This is a genomic window from Iodidimonas gelatinilytica (assembly GCF_008579125.1).
Taxonomy (GTDB): Bacteria; Pseudomonadota; Alphaproteobacteria; order Sphingomonadales; family Rhodothalassiaceae; genus Iodidimonas; species Iodidimonas muriae.
In genome coordinates, this window is record NZ_BKCL01000002.1 from 199,212 (window position 1) to 224,734 (window position 25,523).

Here is a 25,523-nt window from a genome sequence, read left to right on the forward strand (position 1 = left end):
GGGGAAGATAATGATGAATCTGGGGATCAAAACAGGTTTTAAACGGGGTGTTTGGGCGCTTGCTCTATCTGTTGCAGGGATCGGGGTGGCACAGGCAGGCCCCATATTCGATGAATTCGGAGCCTTGCCGGGGGTGGAATTTGGCGGCGATGGCATTCCCAATGGGGCGGTGGCCATTTCGCGGGCGCAAACATCTGCCGGGGAATTGACATTGGGGATAACAGCGCATCAGCGCTTTGTCGGCCCGAATTTGCAAAATGACGGTGCAGGCACCTTCATTGCCAATACCGGCACCAATTTCAGCCCAGGCGGAACAGAAGGGGCCGTGTGGAACTTCGCTTTCCATATCAATCTGGAAGGGCAAGGCAACACATTTGATGATCTTGTCGGTGCAGGATACAGCTTTCAATTGGCCTATGATGTGGACCCAGGCAATGGGACCGATTTCGGGATATTGCTGTTCGATCCCTTTTTAGGGGGGCAGGCCACCATTGAAGGCAGCCAGAATTTGCTGTTCTCCTTCTTGTTTGATGATGGCTTGCCTTTCATCACCGCGCCTTCCGGTGGGTTCAATCCCAGTGTTGCGGGCCTGTATTCCTTTGAATTGAGCGCCATTTCTCCTACGGGCGGCACCGTTCTTGCGGCCATTGATGTGCGCGTTGTGCCGGTTCCGGCAAGCCTTGGATTGCTGGGGCTTGGATTGATCGGCTTTGGTTTTATGCGGCGGCGCAAAAGCGTTCATTGACAGGCTTCTTGTTTTGGACGGGGGCGGGGTGAGCAAGCGTGCTCCACCCTTTTTTGTTATTTTCCGAAAGGCTTTGAACATGGTTGGACTTCGGGATAAATGGCGCTATCCTCTGGCCGAATTCTGACATGGGAATGGCCTCATTTTCGGGCGTGTTCTGCCCCGCATGCTGGATCACCCAAATGCGAATCTTTCACATAAACAGGAGAATGTTATGGCGATCAAAAAAGGTGATAAACTGCCTTCGAAAACTCTGAGCCGCATGGGTGAAAACGGGCCGGAAAAAGTTGAAACCGATACTTTGTTTGCGGGCAAAACCGCCGTTGTGTTCGCGGTTCCCGGTGCCTTCACTCCCACCTGTTCGGCCCGCCATCTGCCCGGTTTCGTGGATCATCTGGATGCCATCAAGGCAAAAGGTGTGGATATGGTGGCCTGCCTGTCCGTCAATGATGTGTTTGTGATGAATGCCTGGGGCAAATCGGCCGATGCAAGGGCATCGAGATGCTCGCCGATGGCAATGGCGACTTTGCAAAAGCGATGGGGCTTGAATTGGATGGCACGGGCTTTGGCATGGGCACACGCTCCCAGCGTTATGCCATGATCGTCAAAGACGGCGTGGTGTCCGAGCTGTTCGTGGAAGAGCCGGGCGCGTTCGAGGTGTCTAGCGCCGAGCATGTGCTGAAAGCGCTATAATTTCCCCTGTCGATCAGGTGATGTTTGTCGCAACGCCTTCGGCCTTTTGGCTGGAGGCGTTTTTCTTTTGCCATAAGGGGTATTATCGCGCCAAACTTAGTGAATTGAAATAACAAGAAGGCAGATCCATGACTCCGATGCAGATTTTTGTCATTTTATTGATAGCCCTTGCATTTTTGATCATTTTTGCGGGCGTTAAAATGGTGCGCCAAGGCTATGCCTGCACTGTTGAGCGCCTGGGTCGCTATACCCGCACTTTGGAGCCGGGGATCCATTTTCTTACGCCCTTCATCGAACGGATCGGCGCGAAGCTGACCATGAAGGAACAGGTGCTTGATATCCCCACCCAAGAGGTGATCACCAAGGACAATGCCATGGTGGGCGTTGATGGCGTGGTGTTTTTCCAAGTACTGGAGGCTTCCAAGGCGGCTTATGAGGTAGATAATCTGGAGATTGCCATCCTCAATCTCACCATGACCAATGTGCGGACGGTGATCGGTTCGATGGATCTGGACGAGATCCTGTCGCAGCGGGACAAGATCAACGCTTCCTTGCTGAATGTGGTTGATGATGCCACCACCCCTTGGGGCGTGAAGGTGACGCGGATCGAAATCAAGGACATCAATCCGCCGCGTGATATCGTGAATGCCATGGCCAGCCAGATGAAGGCGGAGCGGGAAAAACGTGCGGCGATTCTGGAAGCGGAAGGCAAGCGCTCCAGCGAGATTTTGCGGGCCGAAGGGGAAAAACGGGGCAAGGTTCTGGAAGCAGAAGGGCGGCGTGAAGCAGCGGTGCTGGATGCCGAAGCCCGCGAACGATTAGCGGCTGCCGAAGCGGAAGCCACACGCCTGGTGTCAGAAGCGATTGCTAGCGGCGACGCGCAGGCGGTGAACTATTTCGTGGCGCAAAAATATGTGGAAGCCTTAGGCAAATTTGCCGATTCCCCCAATGCCCGAATGGTGTTCATGCCTTTGGAGGCCACGGGGGTTATTGGCGCGCTGGGCGGCATGCAAGAGCTGTTTCAAAAAGGTGTAGGCGGTGTACAAAAAGAGGACAAGGTACAAAAGCCCTCTGGCAAACGGCCTTCTCGACCTCAGAATCCTTATAATGTTGCACAGCCTTTTTCTGTGCCGCAGTCCGGTGACGATCAGGAATAAGGAAGGGCATGATTATGGATGATTTTTGGTTTGGCCCATGGATGTGGTTCATCATAGCCCTTCTGTTATTGATCGTTGAAATGGTGGCACCGGGCGTTTTGTTTTTGTGGATTGCCATTGCCGCCGGGGCGACCGGGTTGTTGACGCTGCAATTGCCGTTTCTCAGCCCCGAAATGCAAGGGGCGGCCTTTGCTGTATTGGCGGTTTTGGTTACATGGGCGGGCCGCCGTTACTTCCGCGCACGGCCCAAAGACGAAGATGGTGCGTTGCTCAATCGCGGGCCGCGTGCTTATGTGGGGCGGCGGCTGGTGGTAACCGGGGACATTGTCAATGGTGTGGGCAGGGTAAAGGCCGGTGACACGGTATGGACTGCACATGGAGACGATGCGCCTCAAGGTGCTGTGGTCGAGGTTTGGGATGTGGATGGAATTGTTTTGAAAGTGCGCCCCGTCGATTCTGATCAGGGTTGATGATCCGGGCCAAATCTATGGCCCGGCCAGCACGTCTCAGGCCGTCTGTTTTTTGGCACTGGCGGCCAGAGCTTCGATCCGTTCCAACATGGAAAACAGCCCGTTGGCGCGCATGGGGGAAAGATGTTGCCGCAAATCCAATTCTTCCAGAATGGCGCGGGCATCGGTCCTTAGAATGTCGTCCGGCGTTTTTCGGGAGAAAATCAGCAGCATCAGCGCCACCAGCCCTTTTACGATATGGGCATCGCTGTCGCCTTTCAGAACCAGCCGGTGTTCCGGGCTCCGGGGTCGCGACCAGCCAAACCTGCGAGGTGCAGCCGCGCACTTTATTGGCTTCATTATAGGCATCTTGCGGTAATTCGGGCAGCTTACGGCCCAGCTCGATGATATAGCGATAGCGGTCTTCCCAATCATCAAGCAGCTCGAAACTGTCCTTCACATCCTGAAGCGTGGTGCCATCAAGGCTTTCATAAGCGATTTGATTCTGTACATTGGGCATATGGGTCATTGGGTCCGCGCTAAAGGTCAGGATGTGTTTTTTTCATGGTTTCATTGAGGGATTTGGCCCCCTCATGCGTCAATGTCAATGTATCAGACAGTGAAAGAGGACCATAAGCGGCAATCGTTGCTTGTGAAAATAGAGGAAATACCGCGTGACAGATCAGGGTAGCTCAACCAGTAATTCCGCGCAGGCGGCTCGGAAAGCCTCCCCATCATCCCCCGATATTTCATCAGAATTGCCGCATCAAGAGCCGCCTTATCCTGCGCCGCGCTATGCCTGGGCCGTGGTGGCTTTGTTGCTGTTGATTTATACTGTGTCGTTCATTGATCGGCAGGTGCTGGCCCTTCTTGTAGGCCCGATCAAGGCGGATCTGGATGTGTCGGATCTGGAATTCGGGCTGCTGACCGGTCTGTCTTTTGCGTTGTTCTATACCTTTTTCGGGATTCCATTTGCACGGTTGGTGGATAGCCGCAGCCGCCGCGGCCTGATTGCCTTTGGTATTGCAGTCTGGAGCATTGCCACCGCTGCTTGCGGCTTGGCCAGAAGCTTTTCCATGCTGTTTCTGGCGCGCATGGGAGTGGGCATTGGGGAAGCGACCCTGACACCTGCGGCCAATTCGCTGATTTCCGACCTGTTTGCCCCTCATAAACGGGGCCGGGCCATTAGTATTTATACTTTGGGTATTCCGTTCGGATCGGCTCTTGCGTTTTTGTTTGGCGGCGCGGTGATCGAACTTGTCAGCAGTGCCGGAACTCGCACCTTGCCTTTATTCGGAGAGATCCGCGGCTGGCAGATGACCTTCATTTTGGTGGGGCTGCCCGGTCTGTTGCTGTCTGCGGCTATGCTGATTTTTGTAAAAGAGCCTTTTCGGCGGGGGCGGGCCATGACGGCGGCAGGATCATCGACGGTGCCCGTTAAAGAAACCGTGCGTTATTTCCTTCAGCGTTGGCGGGTGTTTGTGCTGGGATTCATCGGCATCGCGTTTCTGTCTGCTTTGGGATATGGCACCATCTATTTCATCGGGGCTTTTTATGGCCGGGTGCACGGGTTTACGCCGGGACAGGTGGGGCTGGTATTTGGGCTTGTGATGCTGATTGCGGGCACCGGAGGCATTTTGACAGCCGGGGTGATTACCGATCGTTGGATGGCAAAGGGCCGCAATGATACCCATTTCCGCTTGTTGATCTTGGCGATTCTGTGTGGTGCGCCCTTTGCTTTCAGCTTTCCTATGGTGGGCTCACCGATTTTGGCAACGGGGCTTTTGGCGCTGTCGATCTTTTTCAATAATTGGGTCTGGGGCACGGCTTATGCGGGGGTGGCTGCAGCCAGCCCCAATGAATTGCGCGGGCAGGCCACGGCGATCTATCTGTTTGTGGTCAACCTGATCGGTATGGGGCTTGGCCCCACCATGTTCGGCTTTTTCACCACCACCGTGTTCGCCGACGATAGCAAGATCGATCTGGCCTATTTGTGGATGGCGCTGCTGTGCCTTCCTATTGCTCTTGTGTGCCTGCTGATTGCGCGTCCTGCTTTTGCCAAGCAACTGGCTGAAGTGCGTGCCTTTGAAGGCCATTAAAAAAGCCGGGGGGTGATCCCCCGGCTATATGCCTTTTTTGATGTCAGATCGCTGATGGATCAGTCTTCAAGGCTGCGCAGATCTCGGTCGAGCTTGAAGCGTTTGGATGTCATGTAGGATTCCATGCTTTGGATGCGACGGTCGATGCTGCGAAAGCGTCTTTTCAAATCGACGGCGCTGACATCCGGACGGTTTCTTGCTGTGCGCCAAAAGGTTTCTTCTTCCTCGTTTTCATAAAGATCCTTGGGCTTTTCATCGAGAACGAAGCCAAGAATGAAATAGATGGGCACGAGGGGTAAAAACCAGCCGATCATACAGCCAACCACAAGAGCGACGCGGATGATGTTGCTTTGATGCCGGTATAATCCGCCAGACCCGCGCACACGCCCATGATTTTGCCATTGGCCGGATCTTTGTAGAGTTTGTTAGGGCTAAAGCGTTTCATGGCGACGTGACCTCCAATCGGGAACTTCATCATCCAGAATGCGCTCAAGGGTGGTGGTACGGTCCTCGAGCTTTTCTGACAGTCTGCGGAGCTCGTCCAATGTTGCTTCATCTTGTGCAGAGAGCCCTTTGGCCTTTTTCATTTCGGTTGCGTAATGAAAAATGATGGCGATGGGCAGAACCACTGCGAGAAAGATGATAAGCGGGACTTCCAAAAATTCCATGATCAGCCCCTGTTATTGATCAGCTTTCTTGGCTGGTTTCAATTTTGATTTCAGCGCATCCAGTTCGGCCTGAATGGCATCTTCCGTTTCCAAAGAGGCGAATTCATCGGCCAATGTGCGACCTTGCCCACGGCCCAAGTCAAGCGCTTCGGCTTCGCCTTCCAGGCGGTCAAGGCGGCTATCCACCTTGTCGAAGCGCAAGAACGCATCTTCGATCCGGGTATCGTACAAAGACCGCTTTACGCGCAACTGGTTTTCTGCGGTTTTATAACGTGCCTCGATGGTGGCTTTCTTCGCACGGGCTTCACGCAGCTTGGATTCCAGCTTGATCACATCGTTTTCATGGCGGCCAAGGGCTTCGCTCAGATGCTCGAGGTCTTCTTGTATTTGTGCGGCCATTTCGGCGAGCTTGCTTTTCTCAATCAAAGCCCCTTTGGCCAGATCTTCGCGATCTTTTGACAGAGCCAATTCGGCCTTTCGCTGCCATTCGGCCTGGGCGTCGTCCAGGCGCCGCAATTTTCTCTCGGCGTCTTTTTGATCGGCAATGGTCTTGGCGGCGGCCGAGCGGACCTCGACAAGGGTGTCTTCCATTTCCTGAATCATCAAGCGGATCATCTTTTCAGGCTCTTCCGCATGGTCGAGCAAGGCATTCAGATTGGAATTGATGATATCGGTGAGGCGGGAAAAAATACCCATGGCTTTTGGCTCCTTTTATCTTTGTTGTCTCGCTGTCGTCACTCGGGCAGAATATCAGACCGCCCGGATTGGCTGGATTGGTCCGGTTCAGGCGTCCCGGCGACGGTTACGGTCGCGGCGGCGTTGGCGCGGACCCCAGCCAAATTCTGCACGGTGGCGGCTGGCATTGCCAAAGAAGGTCATCATGCCATCATTTTCGCAGTGAAGAGCTTCGGTGCTGGCAAGGGCTGCGCCCATATGTGTCAGGATATTCATTGTTTTTATCTCCGTTCCCTGTCGTGTTTAATCTCGATATCTCCATAAAAGCAAATGGCGTGCCAGTTTTCTATAAAATCGTAACTCATTGATTTGCATCAATTATTTTTTTGGGTGTGATTTTTGATATTTTGCGATATTGTGAAAATTCACAAATAGTGGCAAAAATTACGAATAATTTGCATTATGTCTCCAGCGGATATCAATATTCTGGGCAGCGATCCGGTTTTTCTGGATCTGATGGATCAGGTGAGCCAATTGGCCCCGCTGGATCGTCCGGTTCTGGTGATCGGAGAACGCGGCACCGGTAAGGAGCTGATTGCCGCGCGGCTTCATTTTCTGTCGCGGCGCTGGGGGCAGAATTTTGTCAAACTCAATTGCGCGGCCTTGCCTGAATCCTTGATTGACAGCGAATTGTTCGGGGTAGAGCCGGGCGCCTTTACAGGAGCGGTGCGCCGCCGGGCAGGCCGGTTCGAGCAAGCGGACAAAGGCAGCCTGTTTCTGGACGAGATTGCCACTTTGTCTCAGGCGGCACAGGAAAAATTGCTGCGCATTATTGAATATGGCCAGTTTGAACGACTGGGGGGCAATGATAGCCTGACAGTGGATGTGCGGATCATCGGGGCCACCAATGTGGATCTGCCGAGCCTTGCCGATCAGGATCGCTTCCGTGCCGATTTGTTGGATCGTTTGGCCTTTGATGTGTTGACGGTGCCGCCTTTACGGGCGCGGCGCGACGATATTCCGCTTTTGGTGGATCATTTTGCCCGGGCGATGGCCCATGAACTGGGATGGGCGTCGTTTGCCGGATTTTCTCCCCAAGCCATGGAGCAGCTTTGCAATTGGCAGTGGCCGGGCAATGTGCGGGAACTGAAAAATGTGGTGGAGCGCGCCGTTTATCGCTGGGCCCGTCCCGATGATGCGGTGGAGGTGGTGGATTTCGACCCCTTTGCCTCGCCTTATCGCCCATTAGCGAAAGATAATGCAGATAAAGAGAGCGCCCCTTTTGCAAAGAAAGAAGAAAAGCAGACGATCATTCGCCCTGCGGACGGGCCCCTTTCCCCGTCCTTGCCTTATGATTTTCGCGCGCACATGGAAAATTATGAGCGGGATTTGCTGGAACGGGCCTATGAAACTTGTAAATTCAATCAACGCGAAACCGCAAAAATGCTGGGGCTGAGCTATGATCAGTTCCGCCATGCTGCAAAAAAATATGGTTTGTTATAATGCTGTGCGGCCCTGTTAGGGATAAAAGCCCAGCGGGCGGGTTATGAACAAGGGAACTCCATGAAAACACAGCCTCCTTTTCCGCTTTTTCGCCTGGCTTTGATCGCCGGGGCCTTGGCGCTTAGCTTTGCGGCATGGCGGCTTTATGTGCGCTACGGGGCCAGCGATGTCACGCAGGCCGAAACCATTGTCTACGGTATGATGCTGTTTATCTTTGGCATTGCGCTGGCGGCTTTTTTTGTGGTGGCACTGGCCAAGCTGTTCATGCGCTTTTTTAAAAAGCGCCGGGAGCCTTTCGATTTCGATCTGAAATAAGCCGCCTTGCTATATTCGTGAAAACAGGCACCATGTGGCGGTGTTTATAAGGGCAAAGGGGACGGATCATGTGTCGATTTCTGACAGTGCAGGCGGTGAAAACGGCGGGTCTATCTGTGGCGTTGTCTGTGGCCGGGCTGCAGGCAGCGCAGGCAGACGGCTTGCTGATCCATGGCGGCCCCATTTATACCGCCAATGATGCCGCCCCGATGGCTGAAGCGGTGCTGGTGGACGATGGTATTATCCGCTATGTGGGCGCCTTGGCCGAGGCGCAAGCGCAAGCCGAAGGGCGCACCGATATCACGCGGATCGATCTTGACGGTGCGGCACTTTTCCCCGGCTTTACCGATTCCCATGCACATCTTTATGGCATTGGCATGCGCGAGATGACCCTGAATCTGGAAGGCGTTGCTCGATCGCAGACTTGCAGGACCGCTTGGGCAAGCATCTGGAAACGGTGGCGCCGGGCGCGTTGGTGGTGGGGCGCGGCTGGATTGAAACCCACTGGCCCGAAGGGCGGTTTCCCACCCGATCCGATCTGGATGCGGTGTCTAGAGATCACCGGATTATTCTGGTGCGTGCCGATGGTCATGCGGCGGTGGCCTCCTCCAATGTTTTGGCCCAGTCAGGTATTACGGCGGACAGCACGCCCCCCTTTGGTGGCGATATTCTAAAGGATGAAACAGGCGTTCCTACGGGCATGCTGATCGATACCGCGATGAATCTGGTGCTGACAGGGGATGATCAGGATCAATCTGTGGATCGTGTGGCGGTCTATGAAAAGGCCGATAAGGTGTATCGCAGCTATGGCTGGACCGGCTTGCACAATATGTCGGTTTTGCCCGCAGATGTGCCCTTGCTAGAACGGTTGTCCGATGAAGGGCAGATTACGCTCAGGTTTATAATTCCATTGATCAAGAGGGGGCCGCGACCTTGATGGCTTCGGGGCCAAGCTTGTCGGAAAATGGCCGTATCCAGACGCGGGCGGTGAAGCTTTATATGGATGGAGCCTTGGGATCGCGCGGTGCGGCTTTGCTCGACCCTTATGCGGATGCGCCAACCAGCGGTCTTTTGATGATGAAAAGGGCAGAAACTTCGGCCTTTTTGGAACGGGCCTTGAAAGCCGGCATCCAGATAAACACCCATGCCATTGGCGATAAAGCCAATCAGATGCTGCTGGATTGGTACAAAGACGCGTTTGATGCTGTGGATGCGGCAGACCGGGGCGTGGAAAATCCCCGCTGGCGTATTGAACATGCCCAGATTCTTGACCCCGATGATATGGACCGCTTTGCCGAAATGGGGGTGATTGCCTCTATGCAGCCCAGCCATGCCATTGGCGATCTGCATTTTGCTCCCTTCCGTTTGGGCCAGGAACGGCTTGTGGGGGCCTATGCGTGGAAAACGCTGCTTGATAAGGGCACGATGATCGTTGCGGGTTCTGACGCGCCGGTTGAACGCGGTGATCCGATGATCGAATTTTATGCTGCCGTAGGGCGCATGGACCTGAATGGATTTTCGGCCCAAGGCTGGCACCCTGAACAGGCGGTGGACCGCATGACAGCGCTGAAGATGTTTACCCTTTGGCCTGCTGTTGCCTCATTCCAAGAAGATGAAATTGGCAGTATCACAGTGGGCAAACGCGCCGATTTCAGCGCCTTTTCAAAAGATATCATGCGCGTTCCCGTTGCGGATATTCCCCAAACCCATGCGGTTTTGACCATCATCGATGGTGAGATTGTCTATCGCGCAGGGATGTAATGTTCCGTAATCTCTGGCCCGCCTAGAACCGGTAAGCGAGCGCCAGAAACAGGCTGAGCTGGTTTTTGTCGCGGGTGACAGGGCTGTCGGCTGCATCATTGACGAGCCGGTAATAGGTGGCCGCAGACACCACATTCCAGTGCTCGGCAATGGGGTAGCTCAGGAAGGCTTGTCCACCCAGCCGGGCGGCCCCCGCTTTGGCATTGAATGTGGGAAGGTTCGCGGCGGGGCTTTGCTCCGATGTTACGCTGAAAAAGCTGTCCATGAAATCGCCGGAGCCAAATTGCACCTGCGGCCCGACGCGCAACAAGCCGCGTTTGCCATCGATCCGCTGGGTGTAATTAAGACCAAGATCAGCGCGCAGGCCTTCATGCCCCTTGCCGATCATATCCTTGTGGACGGTCAATTCCACCGACCAGCGATCAAAGAATATCTCGCCAAAGGCTTGGCCCGATGCGGTAACGCCCACTTTTGGCAGGCCGGGGACATCCTTGCTTCCCCGTGTGTCGAAGCTGGGACCGATGCTGGCGCCGAGCATATATTTCAGGCGTCCGTTCTTGTCGCCATATAGAAACGTGCCAAGGCCACGGCCGGTATTGAGAAAAAATTGCTTCTTATAGGTGATATCGAAATAGGGAACGGGCGAAGCAACAAGGGATGCGGCTCCGGGAAAATCGGGGCGCACGGCAGCGCCAAGGCCGATTTGCGCGTTCCAATCTTCCGGATCGCCGGGGATGAACCATTGCGCCCGGGCCGGAGACGCGACACAAACCAGTATAAAAAAGGCGAGATAGCGGAAGGGCATAAAGGTCTCCACGCTCAATATTCTATTTAAATATCTTTCATCCGTTCCCGTGATAAAGGCAGGTCGATCTGGCAGTATAATGGCAGGATTTATACGATTAAGGCAGATCAATCCGGACTGTCGGTCATGCCGATAACGCGAACGTCGATGGTTTTTTCTCCGGCGATTTCAAACTGCAATGTGAGTGGTATCCGGGTTCCCGCTTCCAGCCGTTTTTCCAGCCCCATCAGCATGATATGATCGCCCGCGGGTTTTAATTGCGCGGTGCTGCCAGAGGCAATGGCAACGCTGTCGATGGGACGCATGCGCATCATGCCGTCTTCTTCGCCACTGGTGTGAAGCCCCACATGCCGGGCCAGAGAGGATGCGGCAGAGATCAATTGGTCATCGCTGCCGGTATTGTTGCGAATGGTGAGATAAATGGCCCCGTTGGGCGCCCCTTCCGGTGTTTCCCGTGCCCACGCATTTTCAACCAGAAGCTCACCCGATGGGGATCCGCAGCTTGCACTTGCAAGACCGGCAGTAAGCATGAAAATGGCTAAAGACAATCGGCGAAACATAATGAAGCCCTTTAAATTCTAACAAGGTTGCAGCCACCAAGAGAGTGTCGCACTTGCCTGTCTAGCGCAATACCGCTTTTGTTTTGAACGGCACTATCGGGCGCTTTCTTTAAAGAGACGGTATGAAAAACGGCGGACGCACGGTCAGGCCAACCGGTCCGTTGCCGTGACCAATTCATGCACGATGGCGGGTTCAAAGGCCGAATGCCCTGCCACGGGGACAAGCCGCAAAGTGGCATCGGGCAGGGCGCGTTTTAGCTCCCATGCGGATATTGGCGGGCAAATGGCATCATAGCGCCCTTGCACCAGAATTGTGGGAATGTGGCGCAAGCGGTCTGCGTGGCGCAGAATTTGATCATCATGTTCCAGAAACCCGCGATGCTTGAAATAGTGACATTCTATGCGTGCAAAAGCCAAGGCGAACTGGGCGTTATCGCTTTGCCGGATCTGTTGTTCATCGGGAACCAGAGTCACGCAACTGCTTTCCCACCGGCTCCATGCCTTGGCGGCCTGAATTCGCTCCGCTTCATTGGGCCCTGTTAGGCGGCGATAATAGGCTTCGATGATATCCCCCCGTTCTTCCAGGGGGATAGGGGCCAGAAAATCCTGCCATTCGCTGGGGAAAAGGGCGTTGGTGCCGCTTTTATAAAACCAGTCCAGTTCCCGCTGCCGCATCAGGAAAATACCGCGCAAAATAAGCGCCGTGACCCGTTCGGGATAGCTTTGGGCATAAAGCAGCGCCAAAGTGCTGCCCCATGACCCGCCAAACACATGCCAGCGATCTATTTTCAAATGGCGGCGCAGGCGCTCCATATCCGCTACCAGATGCTGGCTGGTATTGGCGTCAAGGCTGGCAAAGGGCCTGGATCTGCCGCAGCCCCGCTGGTCGAATAAAATGATGCGGTAACGCTTGGGATCGAAAAATCTGCGTTGTACAGGCGATGTGCCGCCTCCCGGGCCACCATGCAAAAACACCACAGGCCGCCCGTCAGGGTTTCCCGACAACTCGTAATAGAGCTGATGCCCGTCTCCCACATCCAGATAATCAGAGAATTCACTGGCAAGTGGCGGATAGAGTTTGCGCAGAGTATCGCCTTGTTCCGACATATCAAATCACGCCTTGTCTCTTGTCTAATGCGTCTCTCTTTCTTTGTTGCAGGCTTGATCCGGGGGATGCAAGTCCATTTCTCGTGAGCCCTAATGGTTTCAAAGGAAACAAATATTGCGTAGTTTTGGTAATTTCTTTATTGACATTGCGCGTAAGGCGCACTTATGGTCGCCCCATGATTATGCAACGCAGCTTTTATTATTTTGGGTTCTATTTTACGTCCCCCACCGGGGAGGTCGTATAGCGCTCGGCTGCTGAATTGCACACAGCATCAATCCAAGCGACAGGCCTTCCGGAACCCCGGGAGGCTTTTTTTATGCAAGGTGAGGACCATGTCAGCGACAAAAACGACAGAACTGGACGAGACGAGGAGCAAAATTTCCGACGTGGATCAGCAGCTTTTGCAGCTTCTGGCCCAGCGACGCAGCCTTAGTCTTCATGTGGCAGAAAACAAGCTCAAAAGCGGTCAGGCCGTGCGCGATACCGGGGTCGAACGCAAAAGTCTGGTGTCGATGATCCGTCGGGGCCGCGAATTGGGGTTGGATGCGCATCTGGTAACCAAATTATTCCAAGGGATCATTGAAGATTCTGTGCTGTTGCAGCAAGCGAGCCTTCATGCGCGGGAAAATGCCGAAGACGGGACCAGCTTGCGTCGGGTGGCTTATCTTGGCGGGTCCGGGTCTTACAGTCAGGCGGCCTGTCAGAAATATTTTGCCCGCCGCGCCGGAAAGTTGGTGGAACTGGGCTGTGATACCTTTGAGGCGGTCTTGAAAAAAGCCGAGGAAGGGGAGGCGGACTGCGCCATTCTGCCCATCGAAAATACCACGTCTGGCAGCATCAACGATGTGTATGACCTGTTGCAGCACACGGGTCTGTCTATTGTGGGGGAGGTGACGCACAAGATCGAACATAGCCTGTTGGCGGTCGATACCGGTTTGAAGCCCGATCAGGTGACGACCTTGTTTGTGCATCCGCAGGTGCATGCCCAATGCAGCCATTTCTTGGCTAGGCTTGGGGATGTGGAAATTATTTATTGCGAAACCACGTCCCACGCCATGGAGCGTGCCGCCGATGCAGGGGGCACGGCAGCCGCCATTGCCTCACGGGAAGCGGGGGCTTTGTGGGGCCTTTACGACATCAAAAGCGATCTGGCCAATCAGCGGCAAAATCACACCCGCTTCATTGTGGTGGCCCGCACTCCGGCAACGGTTCCTGAAAGCGTTCCGGCGAAAACCACGCTGGTTTTGTCGGTGGATCAAAAGCCCGGCGCTCTTGTGGATGCGCTTTTGGTGTTCCGCGATCACGGTATCAATATGTTGAAGCTGGAATCGCGGCCTTTGCACGGCAATCCGTGGGAGGAACTGTTCTATATCGACATTCTGGGCAATGTCCGCGACGGGGCTGTGGCGGCCGCCCTTGACGATCTGGCGCGGCGCACGCGGTTCTTGAAGGTTTTGGGATGCTATCCATCGGAAGATGTGGCACCCACCGAAGTGACGCCCGATGCCTTGCGTGATGTGCAAAACAAAGAAAGCAAATTGCAGGCCAAAGAGCAGGCCAAGGCTAGGGCAAAAATCCCGGCCCAACCCAAATCCGACACGTCCCCGGCAGCCCCTGCACCAAAAGGGTGGAAACTGGCCAGTCGCCAGCACAAGCCCGATGATACGGTGATCCGTGTGGGGTCTGCCAGCATCGGCGATGGCTTCACAGTGATCGCCGGGCCGTGCTCTGTGGAATCGCCGGAGCAGGTGATGGCCTGCGCCGAACATGTGCGGGCCAATGGCGGGGCCATGCTGCGCGGCGGTTGCTTCAAACCGCGCACCAATCCCTATAGCTTTCAGGGCATGGGTTATGAGGGCCTGGACCTTCTGAAACAGGCGGGCGACCGGCATGGCTTGCCCATCGTGACGGAGGTTTTGTCCACCGATCAGGTGGTGGATGTGGCCAAGCAGTCGGATATTTTGCAGATCGGCGCGCGCAATATGCAGAATTTCCCGCTGTTGAAGCTGGTGGGCCGCACCCATCGTCCCGTTCTTTTGAAACGCGGCATGATGGCTTCGCTGGATGAATTGTTGCAAGCGGCGGAATATATTCTGTCCGAAGGCAACAAGCAGGTGATCTTGTGCGAGCGCGGCATCCGCACCTTCGAGCCTGCCACCCGCAACACGCTGGATCTGTCTGCTGTTCCTTTGTTGAAGCAAATGAGCCACCTGCCGGTGATTGTCGATCCCAGCCATGCGGTGGGTCGGCGCGATATGGTGATCCCCATGGCCAAGGCGGCAAAAGCCGTGGGCGCACATGGCATTATTGTGGAATTCCATCCCAAGCCGGAAGAGGCTTTGTCCGATGGCCCGCAGGCGCTCACCTTCCCCATGTTCGAAGACATGATGGAAGACTTGGCCTGATCGGTTGCTGCGTCCTATATCAGGGAAGGGGCGGTGCATATTGCCGCCCCTTTTCAGTATTTGCGGCCTGACAGCTCCCTCCTGAATTGGCAGGGCAATGATGCAAGCGGTGGATTTCAAAGCGGGAAGGCCCGATACTATGGGCCACACCGATTTTGCCCCAATCAGGAGCGCCGACCATGGACTTTGCTTATTCCGCCCGTTGCCAAGACATGCTGGCCCGCGTTCGCGCCTTTATGGAAACCCATTATTATCCCTTTGAAGCGGATATGTTCGCCGAAGTGGCAAAGGGGGACCGTTGGCAACCCCTGACGATTATCGAGGAGCTGAAAGACAAGGCGCGCAAGGAAGGGCTTTGGAATCTGTTTTTGCCCGACAGCGATCAAGGCGCCGGACTGTCCAATCTTGATTATGCGCCTTTGGCCGAAGAAATGGGCCGTTCTTTCTTTGCGTCGGAAGTGTTCAATTGCTCTGCCCCCGATACGGGCAATATGGAAGTGTTGGTGCGCTATGGCACGCCGGCTCAGCAAGAACGCTGGCTCAAACCTTTATTGGCGGGCGAGATCCGGTCGGCCTTTGCCATGACAGAGCCGGATGTGGCGTCGTCCGATGCCCGCAATATTCAATCCAGCATTGTTCGTGATGGCGATGATTATGTGATCAATGGCCGCAAATGGTGGACATCAGGAGCCGGGGACCCGCGCTGTAAGGTTCTGATCTTCATGGGCAAGTCCGATCCCGATCATGAAGATATTTATCGCCAGCAATCGATGATTCTGGTGCCCATGGATACGCCGGGGGTTAAGGTGACGCGGATGCTGCCGGTGTTTGGCTATGATGATGCGCCGCACGGCCATGCGGAAATGACCTTCACCGATGTGCGCGTTCCCAAAGAGAATATGCTGTTGGGCGAAGGACGCGGTTTTGAAATTGCCCAAGGCCGCTTGGGGCCGGGCCGTATTCATCACTGCATGCGGCTTATTGGGCTGGCGGAACGGGCGCTTGAAAAAATGTGCCAGCGTCTGACGGCGCGTGAAGCCTTTGGCACGCCGGTGGTGCGTCAATCGGTATGGTCGGAACGCATTGCTGACGCGCGAATCCGCATCGATACGGCCCGGCTTTTGACCCTGAAAGCGGCGTGGATGATGGATACGGTGGGCAATAAGGCGGCGAAAAAGGAAATCGCCATGATCAAAGTGGCGGCCCCAAATATGGCGTGCGACGTGATCGATTGGGCCATACAGGCCCATGGCGGCGGCGGTGTATCGGATGATTTCGGCCTTGCTTATGCCTATGCGCAGGCCCGCACGCTGCGCTTGGCCGATGGCCCCGATGAAGTGCATCGCAACCAGATCGCCAAACAGGAAGTGCGCGAACAAACCAGAGCTAATCATTAAGCCTTTGCAGCAAACGCCTTCGTGCCTTGGGCGCGGGGGCGTCAATCCGTTTGGAAAGCGCGGCATTAATAGCTAAGCTGTCATGCCGGTGTGGAAATTCCGGGCATCATAAGAATGGGAGCCTTTGTGTCGGGTGTCGGACAAAAAACCATTGAAGAGCCGGGGCTTGAGATTGATGGCCATGGCGATGTTTTGCGTTTGATCGCCCGTGGATCCTGGTTGATTGAAACGGCGTCCCGGCTGGAAGATATTGTCGCGCGTGTTCAGCCAATGGCGCAAAACCGGGCGGAAATCGATCTGTGTCAGGTCACCGCCTTGGATACGGTGGGGGCTTGGCTGGTGCATCGGCTGGAACTTCAGCTTGATGCGGTTCAGGTGAAAACTGTTTTCCGCTTTGGCAATGATAAACAAAAACGCATTGTCGAGCATGTCTGCAAAAGCGATGCCTATTGTGATATCGAGCCGCCCCGTGAATCGGCTTTGCTGAAGCTGGTCGAAGATGTGGGGATCGCTACTGTAACGATCATCGTTAATTTCGGGGCGCTGCTTTCGTTTTTGGGAAATGTCTTCGGGCGGCTTTTCAGGTCGATCCTTGATCCACGGCGTATTCGCCTGACGCCGCTTGTCTATCAAATGGAAGTGGTCGGCTTACGGTCCATGCCGATTGTTGGGCTTATTTCCTTTTTGATCGGGGCGGTGATCGTCAATCAAGGGGCTGTGCAGCTTCGCCAGTTCGGCGCGGAAATTCTGGTGGCGGATCTGGTAAGCATCGGTGTGTTGCGCGAATTGGGTGTTTTGCTCACCTCGGTGATTGTTGCGGGGCGGTCGGGCAGTGCTTTTGCCGCGCAAATCGGTTCGATGGTGATGCGCGAAGAGGTGGATGCCATGAAGGCATTGGGCATCAATCCCATTGATGTTCTGGTTTTGCCCCGCATTGTGGCCCTTGCGCTTGTTCTGCCGCTTTTGACCTTTTTTTCCGATGTAATGGGCCTGATCGGCGGGGCTTTGATGGCCTGGTTCACATTGGATATCACCCCGTCCCAATTTCTCAACCGTATGTCGGACCTGAGCTTGCTCAACCAGCTTTATATCGGTCTCATTAAATCGTTCTTTTTTGCGGGTGTCATCTCGGTAAGCGGGTGTTTTCAGGGGCTGTCGGTGCATGGAACCGCAGAATCCCTGGGGCGGAACACCACGGCAGCGGTGGTGGAATCGATTTTTCTGGTGATTGTGCTGGATGCGTTTTTCGCTGTGTTCTTCACATCGGTTGGATGGTGATGGTTCAGGATATGATCATAAAGGATCGGGCCGAAAAGGCCCAAGACCACGCCGATGACTGTGTGATCAAGGTGCGCGGCCTGCACAATCAGTTTGGCAGCCTTGTGGTCCATCACGATCTTGATCTGGATGTAAGGCGCGGGGAAATTCTGGGCGTTGTTGGCGGATCGGGCACCGGAAAATCGGTTTTGTTGCAGTCGATCATCGGCCTGCATAAGCCCAATGCGGGCAAGATCGAGGTGGCAGAGCGCGATCAGGCGCTGCTTTCCGATGAAGATAAAAAAGCAGCACGCCGTGAATGGGGCGTTCTCTTTCAGGAAGGGGCGCTTTTCTCTTCGCTGACGGTTGCGCAAAATGTGCAGGTGCCCTTGCGGGAATATTTCGATTTGTCGCCGCGGTTGATGAATGAAATCGCGGCTTATAAAATTGCGATGGTGGGGCTGCCTGCCCATGCGGGGCCGAAATATCCGTCGGAATTATCTGGCGGCATGAAGCGCCGGGCGGGCCTTGCACGGGCTTTGGCTCTTGATCCTGATCTGGTGTTTCTGGATGAACCCACGGCTGGCCTTGATCCCATTGGGGCCGCAGCTTTTGACCAAATGATTTTGGAACTGCGCGACACTTTGGGGCTGACGGTATTTTTGATTACCCATGATATGGACACGTTATTCACAAGCTGTGACAGGATCGCTGTTCTGGCCGAGAGAAAAGTAATCATAACAGGAACGATCGAGGAATTGCTGGCCTTCGATCACCCATGGGTGCGAGAGTATTTCCATGGGCCACGCTCGCGGGCGGCGCAAAAAGCCCGTCACAGGGCGGAATGACCACTTTATATTCAGGGCGGGGCCTTGCGGCAGATGTTGCACCCGTAGAAACGATGACTGTCCTTTAAGCGAGAGAAGATCCGAATGGAAACGCGCGCACATCATCTGCTTATCGGCACGTTCATGCTGCTGCTTATCAGCGGCCTTTTCGCCTTTGTGATCTGGCTGGCAAAGGTGGATGTGGATCAGCAATATAAGCGGTACGAGATTTTCTTCGAAGGATCGGTTGCCGGGCTGAGCGAGGGAAGCGCGGTGCGGCTGAACGGTGTGCCTGTGGGGTCTGTTCTGGATATTTCCATCCCTGCCGAAGATCCGTCCAAGGTGCGGGTTTTGGTGCGCATCGAAAATGACGTTCCGATTCTGGAAGGCAGCGTGGCCCGTTTGGAATTGCAAGGATTTACCGGCATTGCCTTTGTGCAGATTTCCGGCGGCCAAAGGGGCCGTGCCCTTCCCATTTCTGAAGATGCGGGTGTGGGGGAAATCCCGTCGGAACGATCGCCCATCCAGCAGGTGTTCGAAGAGGCTCCCAATCTGATCAATGAAGCCATTCTGGCGGTCAATAATGTGAAGGAACTTTTGGGGCCGGACACACAGCAGCGGGTGGCCAATATCTTGGAAAATATCGATATTCTATCGAGCAGTCTTGCGGGCCGTTCAGAGGAAATCAATGCGGTTTTGCTGCATCTGGATGATGCCATCATTGATTTCCAGAACACCGCCAAAGCCTTTTCCAGCCTGGCTGCAACCACCAATGATGTGATGACCACGGATGTGCGCCAGACCTTTGAACAAGCCTCCGAGGCCGCCCGGTCTGCCGATGCTTTGGCTGATGAACTGACGGGGCTGGTGTCCGATAACCGCGAAGGGGTATCGCGCTTTGTGAATACCGGCTTGCCGGAAGTGGCGCGACTGATTGGCGATCTGCGGCGCCTGACTCAACGGCTTGATACGGTTGCGCAGAAATTTGAAGACAAACCGATCGAGGCGCTGTTTGGCTCCAAGCAACCAGAGTTTGAAGGGCAGAAAAACTGATGACCCATTTCATGCGTTGTTTTAACGGATGTTTTATCCGTCGTTCTGTGCGCTCAAGCCTTTTGTCCGTTGCTTTGGCCTTGCCGCTTTCGGGCTGTGGCGGCCTTGTGGATCTGGGGCAAAATGGGCCGCCCCCATCCATTTTCACGCTTGAGCCCTTGCCCCGTGCCGATAAAGACGACCAGCGCGCGCCTTTGATCTTTGTGGAAGAGCCCCAGCTTTCCGGTGCGCTTGATACCACACGCATTGCGGTGCGCCGCGGGGCCAACCGCTTTGAATATCTGGCTGTCGCTCGGTGGGAAGAGCGTACATCGCGTTTGCTCCAGCGCTATGTGGCGCGATCCCTTGATAATCGCGCGGGGCTTGAAGCCGTGGGCGATTTTAATATCGACCTGCCGGTTGGCTATCGCTTGCGGTTGGATGTACGCAATTTTGAAGCCCAAACGGATGCAGACCGGGCCGATGGGTTGACTGTGCGGGTCAATTGGGTGGCCATGATCATAGAGGCGACATCATCGAAAATCATTGGCCAGCGGAATTTGGTTGCGGATCGTCAGGCTGCGTCCGATAGCCCATCGGATGTGATTGCCGCCTATAATGCGGCCACCGATATGGCGGTCAAAGACCTCGCCATTTGGCTTGGCGAAGTGTTGGGGCGGCAAGACGACGCCCAGAACGCGGCTTTGGACCGTTCCTGATTTCAAAAAGCGCCCAGACGACGCCCATGAAGGCAAAGGTCATGGTTGCCATAAAGGGAGCCCGAGGCCCAAAGGCAGCCATCAACCCCCCGCCCAATGTGGGGCCGATCACTCGTCCAATGGCTGAAAAACCGTTGGCCAGGCCCAAAGCGGCCCCTTGTACATGGGCTTCATTGCGTTGCGAAACCAAGCTGTTCAAAACGGGAAAAGACAATGTCATGCCTCCCATCATCAGAGGGAAGGCCAGCAAAACGACCGGCAGAATGGTGGGCATCAAGAGTACCATCAAACATCCAATAATGGAGCAACACAAGGCCACCAGATAGGTCCGCACCTCGCCCAGGCGGTCCGCAAGCGGTGAGACGACAAAGGCCTGAAGCGCAGCAATCACCAGACCCACTGCCATAATCAGGAAGCCCACCTGCCGTTCGTTCCAATTCCATACATCATTGGCCCAAAAGCCGGTCATGGAAAAAACCATGCTCTGTGCAGAGGAAGACACAACAAACTGCATCAGCAACAGGGTCTTTCTCGGACTATCAAGGAAAGCCAAAAAGCGTTTGGAGCGGATGATTTGCTCATCCGAATGTGGTGCGGCGCTTTGCTGTGCTTCGGGGGTGGTGGCTGTTCCCGTTTCTGTATCTGTATTGGTGTCGGGGCGGCGGAGATGTTTGGGAAGGCGCAAAAATGCCAAAAGGCACGCGGTAAAAGATAATATAGCGGCGGCAAAGGCCGATAAGGCCAAGGCATTGGTTTGGGAGAACGATGCCAGCGCCGCGGCCAAGCCCGGCCCTGCGGCAAAGCCCAGCCCGAAGCTGACGCCGATCAGGCCCATGGCGCGGGTGCGGCCTTCGTTGGAGCTGAGATCGGCCATGGCCGCCATGGCAACGCCCACATTGCCAGCCATGGCCCCTGATATGCCCCGCGCCACAAACACCATGACCATGGAATGGGCCAGCCCCAAAAGCACATAGGAAACCCCGGCCCCGAAAAGCGTGAGCATCAAGCGCGTTTGCGGCCGATACGGTCGGACAACCGCCCCCATAAGGGGCCGAAAAGCGCGGCCATGGCGGCATAGATGCCAAAAAGCAACCCGCCGGTCATCTCTCCTCCACCGAAGGATTGTACGATGAAGGGCAGGATCGGCAGAATGATGCCAAAGCCGACAAGGTCGATGAACAGACACAGTAAAAGAACAAAAGCCGGGCTCATAGGGAGGCTGTGCCCCCTATGACGGGATTGGCTGTGCTCTGGGCGTTATTTTTTCCGCATTTCGTCCAGTTGCGACTGCATGGCTGCAAGCTGTTTTTCCAGAGCATCGATTTTGCCTTCGGATGCGGTTGGAGCCTGATCGGAGCGAGAGTCCGCTTTGGTGTCGTGCGGAGAAGTCGCAGGCGTTTTATCGGCGAAAGGATTGAACATTTTAAAGGTCTGTTCAAAGACCTGCATGTTTTTTCGTGCGGCTTCATCCAGCATGGACATGGCTTGTGCCGGATTCAGGCTGTTTTCAAAGGCGGCGCGCATATGTTCTTGATTTTGGGAAAAGGCATCCATGGATGTTTGGAGATAGCCGGGCACCATGCTTTGCAGGCGATCGCCATAAAATCCGATGAGCTGGCGCAGAAAGGGAATGGGCAACATTTCCTGCCCACGGCTTTCTTGCTCGAAAATGATCTGGGCCAGAACAGCGCGGGTGATGTCGTCGCCCGACTTTGCATCACGTACAACGAAATCGCGACCATCGCGCACCAATTGCGCCAGATGATCCAGCGTTACATAGCTTGATGTCTCTGTGTTATAAAGACGCCGGTTGGCGTATTTTTTGATGATGACGCAATCGGCGTCCTGTTTCTTTTGAGCCATGTTTCCTGATGATCCTGTTTTTGCCAGATTAAGTCTGGCCTTTTGTGGGGCGCAATGGCAAGGCTTATTTTGATGCAGGTGCGAACAAGATTTTGCTGCGCAACGTAAAATCGGGTGTCGTGCAGCATTTTGGGGAAAAAGTGCAGCATAAACGGATGGCCAAAACAGACCGCACTATATTTTCTGCGACGGATCAACCGCCTTCGGGGCGGGGCGCGGCGGCTTTGGTCCAAAGGCGTGCGCCGTGGGCCTCATCCTTTCGGGTTGCATCTAGGCAATATGATCTGCGCATCGGCAGGCAAGCCCGCACAACTGGCCGCGGCCCTTGCAGGGGTTGAGGCGTGGCGGGGCCATGCTTTTCATCGACCTGACCACCAAATGCCCATCCGCCTGACCATGGGCACCATGAATATTCGGGATTATGGCGGGGATGGGCCACCGGTTCTGCTGGTGCCGTCCTTGGTGAACCCCGCTTATATTCTTGATCTATTGCCGCAAAACAGCCTGATCGGCGCGTTGCGTGCGCAGGGTTTGTCGCCACTTTTGTTGGATTGGGGGCAGCCGGGCGAAGAAGAACGACATTTTGGGCTTGCGCATTATGTGGACCGGATCAGCCAAAGCATCACGGCCTTGGCTGAAGTGTTTGGTAGGCCAATTTCGGTGGTGGGCTATTGCATGGGCGGTACTTTATCGCTTGCGGCCAGTCTGATGGATAGCAGCCATATTTCCAGATTGGCCGTGCTGGCAGCGCCATGGGATTTTCATGCCCATGCTGCGCGGCACCGATCTTTGGCGGCCATGGCCTTGTCGTTGGTGCCGGTGATCGAACGCCTTGGGTACGCGCCGGTGGATCTGGTTCAAAGCTTTTTCACAGGACTTAATCCATCGGCCAGCCTGTCGAAATTCACGCGCTTTTCACGCCTTGATCCGCAAAGCGCGGAAGCGGAGTTGTTCGTGGCTTTGGAAGATTGGGCCAATAACGGCCCGCCGTTGGCAGGCCCCGTGGCCATCGAAGTGCTACGCGACTGGTACGCCTTGAATATGCCCGGTCAGCGGATGGCTTTTGAAGGATCGTCTTGTGCAACCAAAGGCGTGCCGTCTGCCTGTTTTTGCCGCTGTCCCCAAGCAGGATGTGATCGTGCCGCCACCAAGTGCGCTTGGTCTGGCCGGGGGCTTGACGTGCGATGCCTTGATCCGGCCCGGCAGTGGGCATGTGGGCATGGTGGTGGGGCGCCGCGCCCGCGTGGATTTGTGGGATCCGCTTGCGCGCTGGTTGTTGGCCCAATGATGAAAAGTCAGCCATTCATTTAAGACAATCAATTCAAGGGCAGCAGATCGGCAGATTCAAGGTCTTTGATCCGGTGTCCAGTCGTGTCAAGGTGGGGCACCATGGCAGGATGGGTTCCCTTATTTCAAAGGAGCGCATCAAGGATCACACGAGGAGCCGATAAAATGACTGACATTGTAATTACCGCCGCCACCCGCACAGCCGTTGGGGCGTTTAATGGCGGGCTGAGCACTGTTCCCGCCCATTATTTGGGGGAGCATGTGATCCGCGCTCTTCTTGAACGTAGCAAGCTGAAGCCTGAGGATGTGTCCGAAGTCATTCTGGGGCAGGTGTTATCCGCGGCACAGGGGATGAACCCGGCACGCCAGGCATCGATGAATGCCGGCTTGCCCAAAGAAACGCCGGCTTGGGGCATCAATCAGGTTTGTGGGTCCGGCTTGCGGGCCGTGGCGCTGGCGGCGCAAGCGGTGCGTAATGGCGATAGCACCGTGGTGATTGCCGGCGGTCAGGAAAATATGAGCCTTGCCCCCCATGCGGCGCATTTGCGCTCGGGCCAGAAAATGGGTGATTTGTCGTTTGTGGATACGATGATTCGGGATGGCCTATGGGATGCCTTTAACGGCTATCATATGGGCACCACCGCGGAAAATGTGGCCCAGCGCTGGCAGATTTCCCGCGACCAGCAAGATGCCCTTGCGGTGGCCAGCCAGCAAAAGGCGGAAGCGGCCATGAAGGCGGGTAAGTTCAAGGATGAAATTACCCCCGTCACCATCAAAACCCGCAAGGGTGATATTGTGGTGGATACGGATGAACATCCACGGGCGGGGACCACCCTTGAAGCGGTATCGAAATTACGCCCGGCCTTTCAAAAAGATGGGTCGGTAACGGCAGGCAATGCGAGCGGGATCAATGATGGGGCCGCGGCTGTTGTGGTGATGACGGCGGAGGAAGCCAAAACACGCGGTCTTGCGCCTTTGGCCCGGATTGCCAGCTATGCGGTGGCGGGGGTCGATCCTGCCTTGATGGGGACCGGCCCGATTCCGGCCAGCCGTGCCGCTCTTGAAAAAGCAGGGTGGAAAGCCTCGGATCTGGATTTGATCGAATCAAATGAAGCCTTCGCGGCGCAGGCTTGTGCCGTCAATCAGGATATGGGCTGGGATACGGATAAAGTGAATGTGAATGGCGGGGCCATTGCGATCGGGCACCCCATCGGAGCCAGCGGATGCCGTATTCTTGTGACGCTTCTGCATGAAATGGGCCGCCGTGATGCCAAGCGTGGCCTTGCCACTTTGTGCATTGGCGGCGGCATGGGCATTGCCATGTGTGTGGAGCGGGTGTGAGTGGACATGACAGGACAACCGGATCTTTTATGAATTGATCAAAGGGGAAGAAAACGATGTCACAGGTTGCAATTGTTACGGGCGGAACACGCGGAATTGGTGCAGCGATTTCTACGATGTTGAAGGATAATGGCTTCACGGTTGCCGCAATTTATGCCGGAAATGATGAACGGGCGCGCCGCTTCAATGAAGAAACAGGCATTTCCGTTTATAAATGGGATGTGGCCGATTATGAGGCCTGCCAAGCCGGGTGCGCGCAGGTGGCCACCGATCTGGGGCCTGTTGATGTTCTGGTCAATAATGCGGGGATCACCCGCGATACCACCATGCATAAAATGACGCATGAGATGTGGCAGGAAGTGATAGATGTCAATCTGGGCGGGTGCTTCAACATGTCCCATGCCGTTTTTGGTGGTATGCGCGAACGCAAATATGGCCGGATTGTCAATATCGGCTCCATCAACGGGCAGGCGGGGCAATATGGGCAGGTGAATTATGCCGCCGCGAAATCGGGAATCCATGGCTTTACCAAGCTTTGGCACAAGAAGGGGCGCGGGCAAATATCACCGTGAATGCCATTGCGCCGGGCTATATCGATACGGACATGGTGTCTGCCGTTCCCGAAGCGGTGTTGGAAAAGATCATCGCCAAAATTCCGGTGGGACGACTTGGAAAAGCACCGGAAATTGCGCGGGGCGTTCTGTTTCTTGTCTCCAAGGATGCAGGGTTTGTCACCGGCTCAACCCTTTCGATCAATGGTGGCCAGCATATGTACTGATGCGCACAATTTCTTGATATTACCGAGTGCTTCAAATTTACATTCTCTTAACAGTCCATGCAGCAAGGCTGTTCTCCTT

At 55.1% G+C, this 25,523-nt stretch carries 25 protein-coding genes and 5 pseudogenes; 18 read left to right on the forward strand and 12 right to left on the reverse strand.

What is annotated here, in order from left to right:
* Positions 1 to 10: 10 nt before the first annotated feature.
* From JCM17844_RS03910 to JCM17844_RS03925, 4 genes and pseudogenes are all read left to right on the forward strand, one after another.
* Positions 11 to 745 carry a VPLPA-CTERM sorting domain-containing protein gene (locus JCM17844_RS03910; protein WP_210431305.1) on the forward strand — a complete coding sequence of 245 codons (735 nt, stop codon included), beginning with the start codon at positions 11 to 13 and terminating at the stop codon, positions 743 to 745.
* Between the two features lie 214 nt (positions 746 to 959).
* A pseudogene (locus tag JCM17844_RS03915) lies at positions 960 to 1,438 on the forward strand (peroxiredoxin).
* 128 nt (positions 1,439 to 1,566) lie between these two features.
* Positions 1,567 to 2,595, forward strand: a complete 1,029-nt coding sequence (locus JCM17844_RS03920) for an SPFH domain-containing protein (protein WP_149999760.1) — start codon at positions 1,567 to 1,569, stop codon at positions 2,593 to 2,595.
* Between the two features lie 14 nt (positions 2,596 to 2,609).
* Positions 2,610 to 3,065: an NfeD family protein gene (locus tag JCM17844_RS03925; RefSeq protein WP_210431308.1), complete on the forward strand. Its 456-nt coding sequence runs from the start codon at positions 2,610 to 2,612 to the stop codon at positions 3,063 to 3,065.
* A gap of 36 nt (positions 3,066 to 3,101) precedes the next feature.
* Here JCM17844_RS03925 and JCM17844_RS03930 read toward each other — a convergent pair.
* A pseudogene (locus JCM17844_RS03930) lies at positions 3,102 to 3,564 on the reverse strand (SufE family protein).
* A gap of 154 nt (positions 3,565 to 3,718) precedes the next feature.
* Here JCM17844_RS03930 and JCM17844_RS03935 point away from each other — a divergent pair.
* Complete coding sequence (locus tag JCM17844_RS03935) at positions 3,719 to 5,143, forward strand: spinster family MFS transporter (RefSeq protein ID WP_149999762.1); 1,425 nt, start codon at positions 3,719 to 3,721, stop codon at positions 5,141 to 5,143.
* A 59-nt stretch (positions 5,144 to 5,202) separates the two neighbouring features.
* On the opposite strand, the gene JCM17844_RS03940 is transcribed toward JCM17844_RS03935, so the two are convergent.
* From JCM17844_RS03940 to JCM17844_RS14320, 5 genes are all read right to left on the reverse strand, one after another.
* Positions 5,203 to 5,526, reverse strand: coding sequence for a hypothetical protein (locus JCM17844_RS03940; protein WP_371863759.1), 324 nt, complete (start codon positions 5,524 to 5,526; stop codon positions 5,203 to 5,205).
* On the reverse strand, positions 5,454 to 5,621 hold the full coding sequence (locus tag JCM17844_RS17120) for a PspC domain-containing protein (RefSeq protein WP_371863752.1): 168 nt from the start codon (positions 5,619 to 5,621) through the stop codon (positions 5,454 to 5,456). The genes JCM17844_RS03940 and JCM17844_RS17120 overlap by 73 nt, the downstream gene beginning before the upstream one ends.
* The gene (gene pspB / locus JCM17844_RS03950) at positions 5,575 to 5,811 is read right to left on the reverse strand and encodes an envelope stress response membrane protein PspB (RefSeq protein ID WP_149999765.1); all 237 of its coding nucleotides are present in this window, start codon (positions 5,809 to 5,811) and stop codon (positions 5,575 to 5,577) included. The genes JCM17844_RS17120 and pspB overlap by 47 nt, the downstream gene beginning before the upstream one ends.
* A 12-nt stretch (positions 5,812 to 5,823) precedes the next feature.
* The gene (gene pspA, locus JCM17844_RS03955) at positions 5,824 to 6,507 is read right to left on the reverse strand and encodes a phage shock protein PspA (RefSeq protein WP_149999766.1); all 684 of its coding nucleotides are present in this window, start codon (positions 6,505 to 6,507) and stop codon (positions 5,824 to 5,826) included.
* A gap of 87 nt (positions 6,508 to 6,594) precedes the next feature.
* Positions 6,595 to 6,762, reverse strand: coding sequence for a hypothetical protein (locus tag JCM17844_RS14320; RefSeq protein ID WP_188873701.1), 168 nt, complete (start codon positions 6,760 to 6,762; stop codon positions 6,595 to 6,597).
* A 186-nt stretch (positions 6,763 to 6,948) separates the two neighbouring features.
* Between JCM17844_RS14320 and pspF the strand changes: the two genes are divergently transcribed.
* Both pspF and JCM17844_RS03965 read left to right on the forward strand, forming a co-directional pair.
* Complete coding sequence (gene pspF / locus JCM17844_RS03960) at positions 6,949 to 7,989, forward strand: phage shock protein operon transcriptional activator (RefSeq protein WP_149999767.1); 1,041 nt, start codon at positions 6,949 to 6,951, stop codon at positions 7,987 to 7,989.
* A gap of 60 nt (positions 7,990 to 8,049) precedes the next feature.
* Positions 8,050 to 8,304 (forward strand): hypothetical protein, encoded by a 255-nt coding sequence (locus JCM17844_RS03965; RefSeq protein WP_149999768.1) that lies wholly within the window; start codon positions 8,050 to 8,052, stop codon positions 8,302 to 8,304.
* Between the two features lie 110 nt (positions 8,305 to 8,414).
* Here JCM17844_RS03965 and JCM17844_RS15805 read toward each other — a convergent pair whose 3' ends face one another.
* Complete coding sequence (locus JCM17844_RS15805; protein ID WP_235898919.1) at positions 8,415 to 8,660, reverse strand: hypothetical protein; 246 nt, start codon at positions 8,658 to 8,660, stop codon at positions 8,415 to 8,417.
* On the opposite strand from JCM17844_RS15805, the pseudogene JCM17844_RS16380 reads away from it, so the two are divergent.
* Positions 8,556 to 9,241 (forward strand): annotated as a pseudogene (locus JCM17844_RS16380) (amidohydrolase family protein). The gene JCM17844_RS15805 and the pseudogene JCM17844_RS16380 sit on opposite strands and share 105 nt — an antisense overlap.
* Positions 9,241 to 10,065, forward strand: a complete 825-nt coding sequence (locus JCM17844_RS16385; RefSeq protein WP_210431313.1) for an amidohydrolase — start codon at positions 9,241 to 9,243, stop codon at positions 10,063 to 10,065. Before JCM17844_RS16380 ends, JCM17844_RS16385 begins: the two are co-directional and overlap by 1 nt.
* Positions 10,066 to 10,087: 22 nt before the next feature.
* Here the strand turns inward: JCM17844_RS16385 and JCM17844_RS03975 are convergent, their stop codons facing one another.
* From JCM17844_RS03975 to pip, 3 genes are all read right to left on the reverse strand, one after another.
* A complete protein-coding gene (locus JCM17844_RS03975; RefSeq protein WP_149999769.1) occupies positions 10,088 to 10,870 on the reverse strand; it encodes a MipA/OmpV family protein in 783 nt (260 codons plus the stop codon).
* 107 nt (positions 10,871 to 10,977) lie between these two features.
* Entirely contained in the window at positions 10,978 to 11,430 is a 453-nt protein-coding gene (locus JCM17844_RS03980; RefSeq protein WP_149999770.1) for a copper chaperone PCu(A)C, read from the reverse strand.
* A 144-nt stretch (positions 11,431 to 11,574) separates the two neighbouring features.
* Positions 11,575 to 12,537: a prolyl aminopeptidase gene (pip, locus tag JCM17844_RS03985; RefSeq protein ID WP_149999771.1), complete on the reverse strand. Its 963-nt coding sequence runs from the start codon at positions 12,535 to 12,537 to the stop codon at positions 11,575 to 11,577.
* A gap of 333 nt (positions 12,538 to 12,870) precedes the next feature.
* Here pip and JCM17844_RS03990 point away from each other — a divergent pair, with 333 nt between their 5' ends.
* The 6 genes from JCM17844_RS03990 (at position 12,871) to JCM17844_RS04015 (ending at position 20,175) form a co-directional block, all read left to right on the forward strand.
* Positions 12,871 to 14,943, forward strand: a complete 2,073-nt coding sequence (locus JCM17844_RS03990; protein WP_210431314.1) for a bifunctional 3-deoxy-7-phosphoheptulonate synthase/chorismate mutase — start codon at positions 12,871 to 12,873, stop codon at positions 14,941 to 14,943.
* A gap of 179 nt (positions 14,944 to 15,122) precedes the next feature.
* A complete protein-coding gene (locus JCM17844_RS03995; protein WP_149999772.1) occupies positions 15,123 to 16,340 on the forward strand; it encodes an acyl-CoA dehydrogenase family protein in 1,218 nt (405 codons plus the stop codon).
* 126 nt (positions 16,341 to 16,466) lie between these two features.
* Positions 16,467 to 17,618 (forward strand): MlaE family ABC transporter permease, encoded by a 1,152-nt coding sequence (locus JCM17844_RS04000; protein WP_210431315.1) that lies wholly within the window; start codon positions 16,467 to 16,469, stop codon positions 17,616 to 17,618.
* A gap of 11 nt (positions 17,619 to 17,629) precedes the next feature.
* The gene (locus JCM17844_RS04005) at positions 17,630 to 18,445 is read left to right on the forward strand and encodes an ABC transporter ATP-binding protein (RefSeq protein WP_210431316.1); all 816 of its coding nucleotides are present in this window, start codon (positions 17,630 to 17,632) and stop codon (positions 18,443 to 18,445) included.
* An 84-nt stretch (positions 18,446 to 18,529) separates the two neighbouring features.
* Positions 18,530 to 19,477 carry an MlaD family protein gene (locus JCM17844_RS04010; RefSeq protein WP_149999775.1) on the forward strand — a complete coding sequence of 316 codons (948 nt, stop codon included), beginning with the start codon at positions 18,530 to 18,532 and terminating at the stop codon, positions 19,475 to 19,477.
* 11 nt (positions 19,478 to 19,488) lie between these two features.
* Complete coding sequence (locus JCM17844_RS04015; RefSeq protein ID WP_210431317.1) at positions 19,489 to 20,175, forward strand: ABC-type transport auxiliary lipoprotein family protein; 687 nt, start codon at positions 19,489 to 19,491, stop codon at positions 20,173 to 20,175.
* Here the strand turns inward: JCM17844_RS04015 and JCM17844_RS04020 are convergent.
* Positions 20,096 to 21,387, reverse strand: a pseudogene (locus tag JCM17844_RS04020) (MFS transporter). The gene JCM17844_RS04015 and the pseudogene JCM17844_RS04020 sit on opposite strands and share 80 nt — an antisense overlap.
* 45 nt (positions 21,388 to 21,432) lie before the next feature.
* Positions 21,433 to 22,038: a polyhydroxyalkanoate synthesis repressor PhaR gene (gene phaR / locus JCM17844_RS04030; protein WP_149999779.1), complete on the reverse strand. Its 606-nt coding sequence runs from the start codon at positions 22,036 to 22,038 to the stop codon at positions 21,433 to 21,435.
* Positions 22,039 to 22,275: 237 nt separating this feature from the next.
* On the opposite strand from phaR, the gene JCM17844_RS04035 reads away from it, so the two are divergent.
* The 3 genes and pseudogenes from JCM17844_RS04035 (at position 22,276) to phbB (ending at position 25,444) form a co-directional block, all read left to right on the forward strand.
* A complete protein-coding gene (locus JCM17844_RS04035; RefSeq protein ID WP_149999780.1) occupies positions 22,276 to 23,349 on the forward strand; it encodes an alpha/beta fold hydrolase in 1,074 nt (357 codons plus the stop codon).
* Positions 23,350 to 23,490: 141 nt separating this feature from the next.
* Positions 23,491 to 24,666: an acetyl-CoA C-acetyltransferase gene (locus JCM17844_RS04040; RefSeq protein ID WP_149999781.1), complete on the forward strand. Its 1,176-nt coding sequence runs from the start codon at positions 23,491 to 23,493 to the stop codon at positions 24,664 to 24,666.
* A gap of 56 nt (positions 24,667 to 24,722) precedes the next feature.
* A pseudogene (gene phbB, locus JCM17844_RS16845) lies at positions 24,723 to 25,444 on the forward strand (acetoacetyl-CoA reductase).
* Positions 25,445 to 25,523 lie beyond the last annotated feature (79 nt).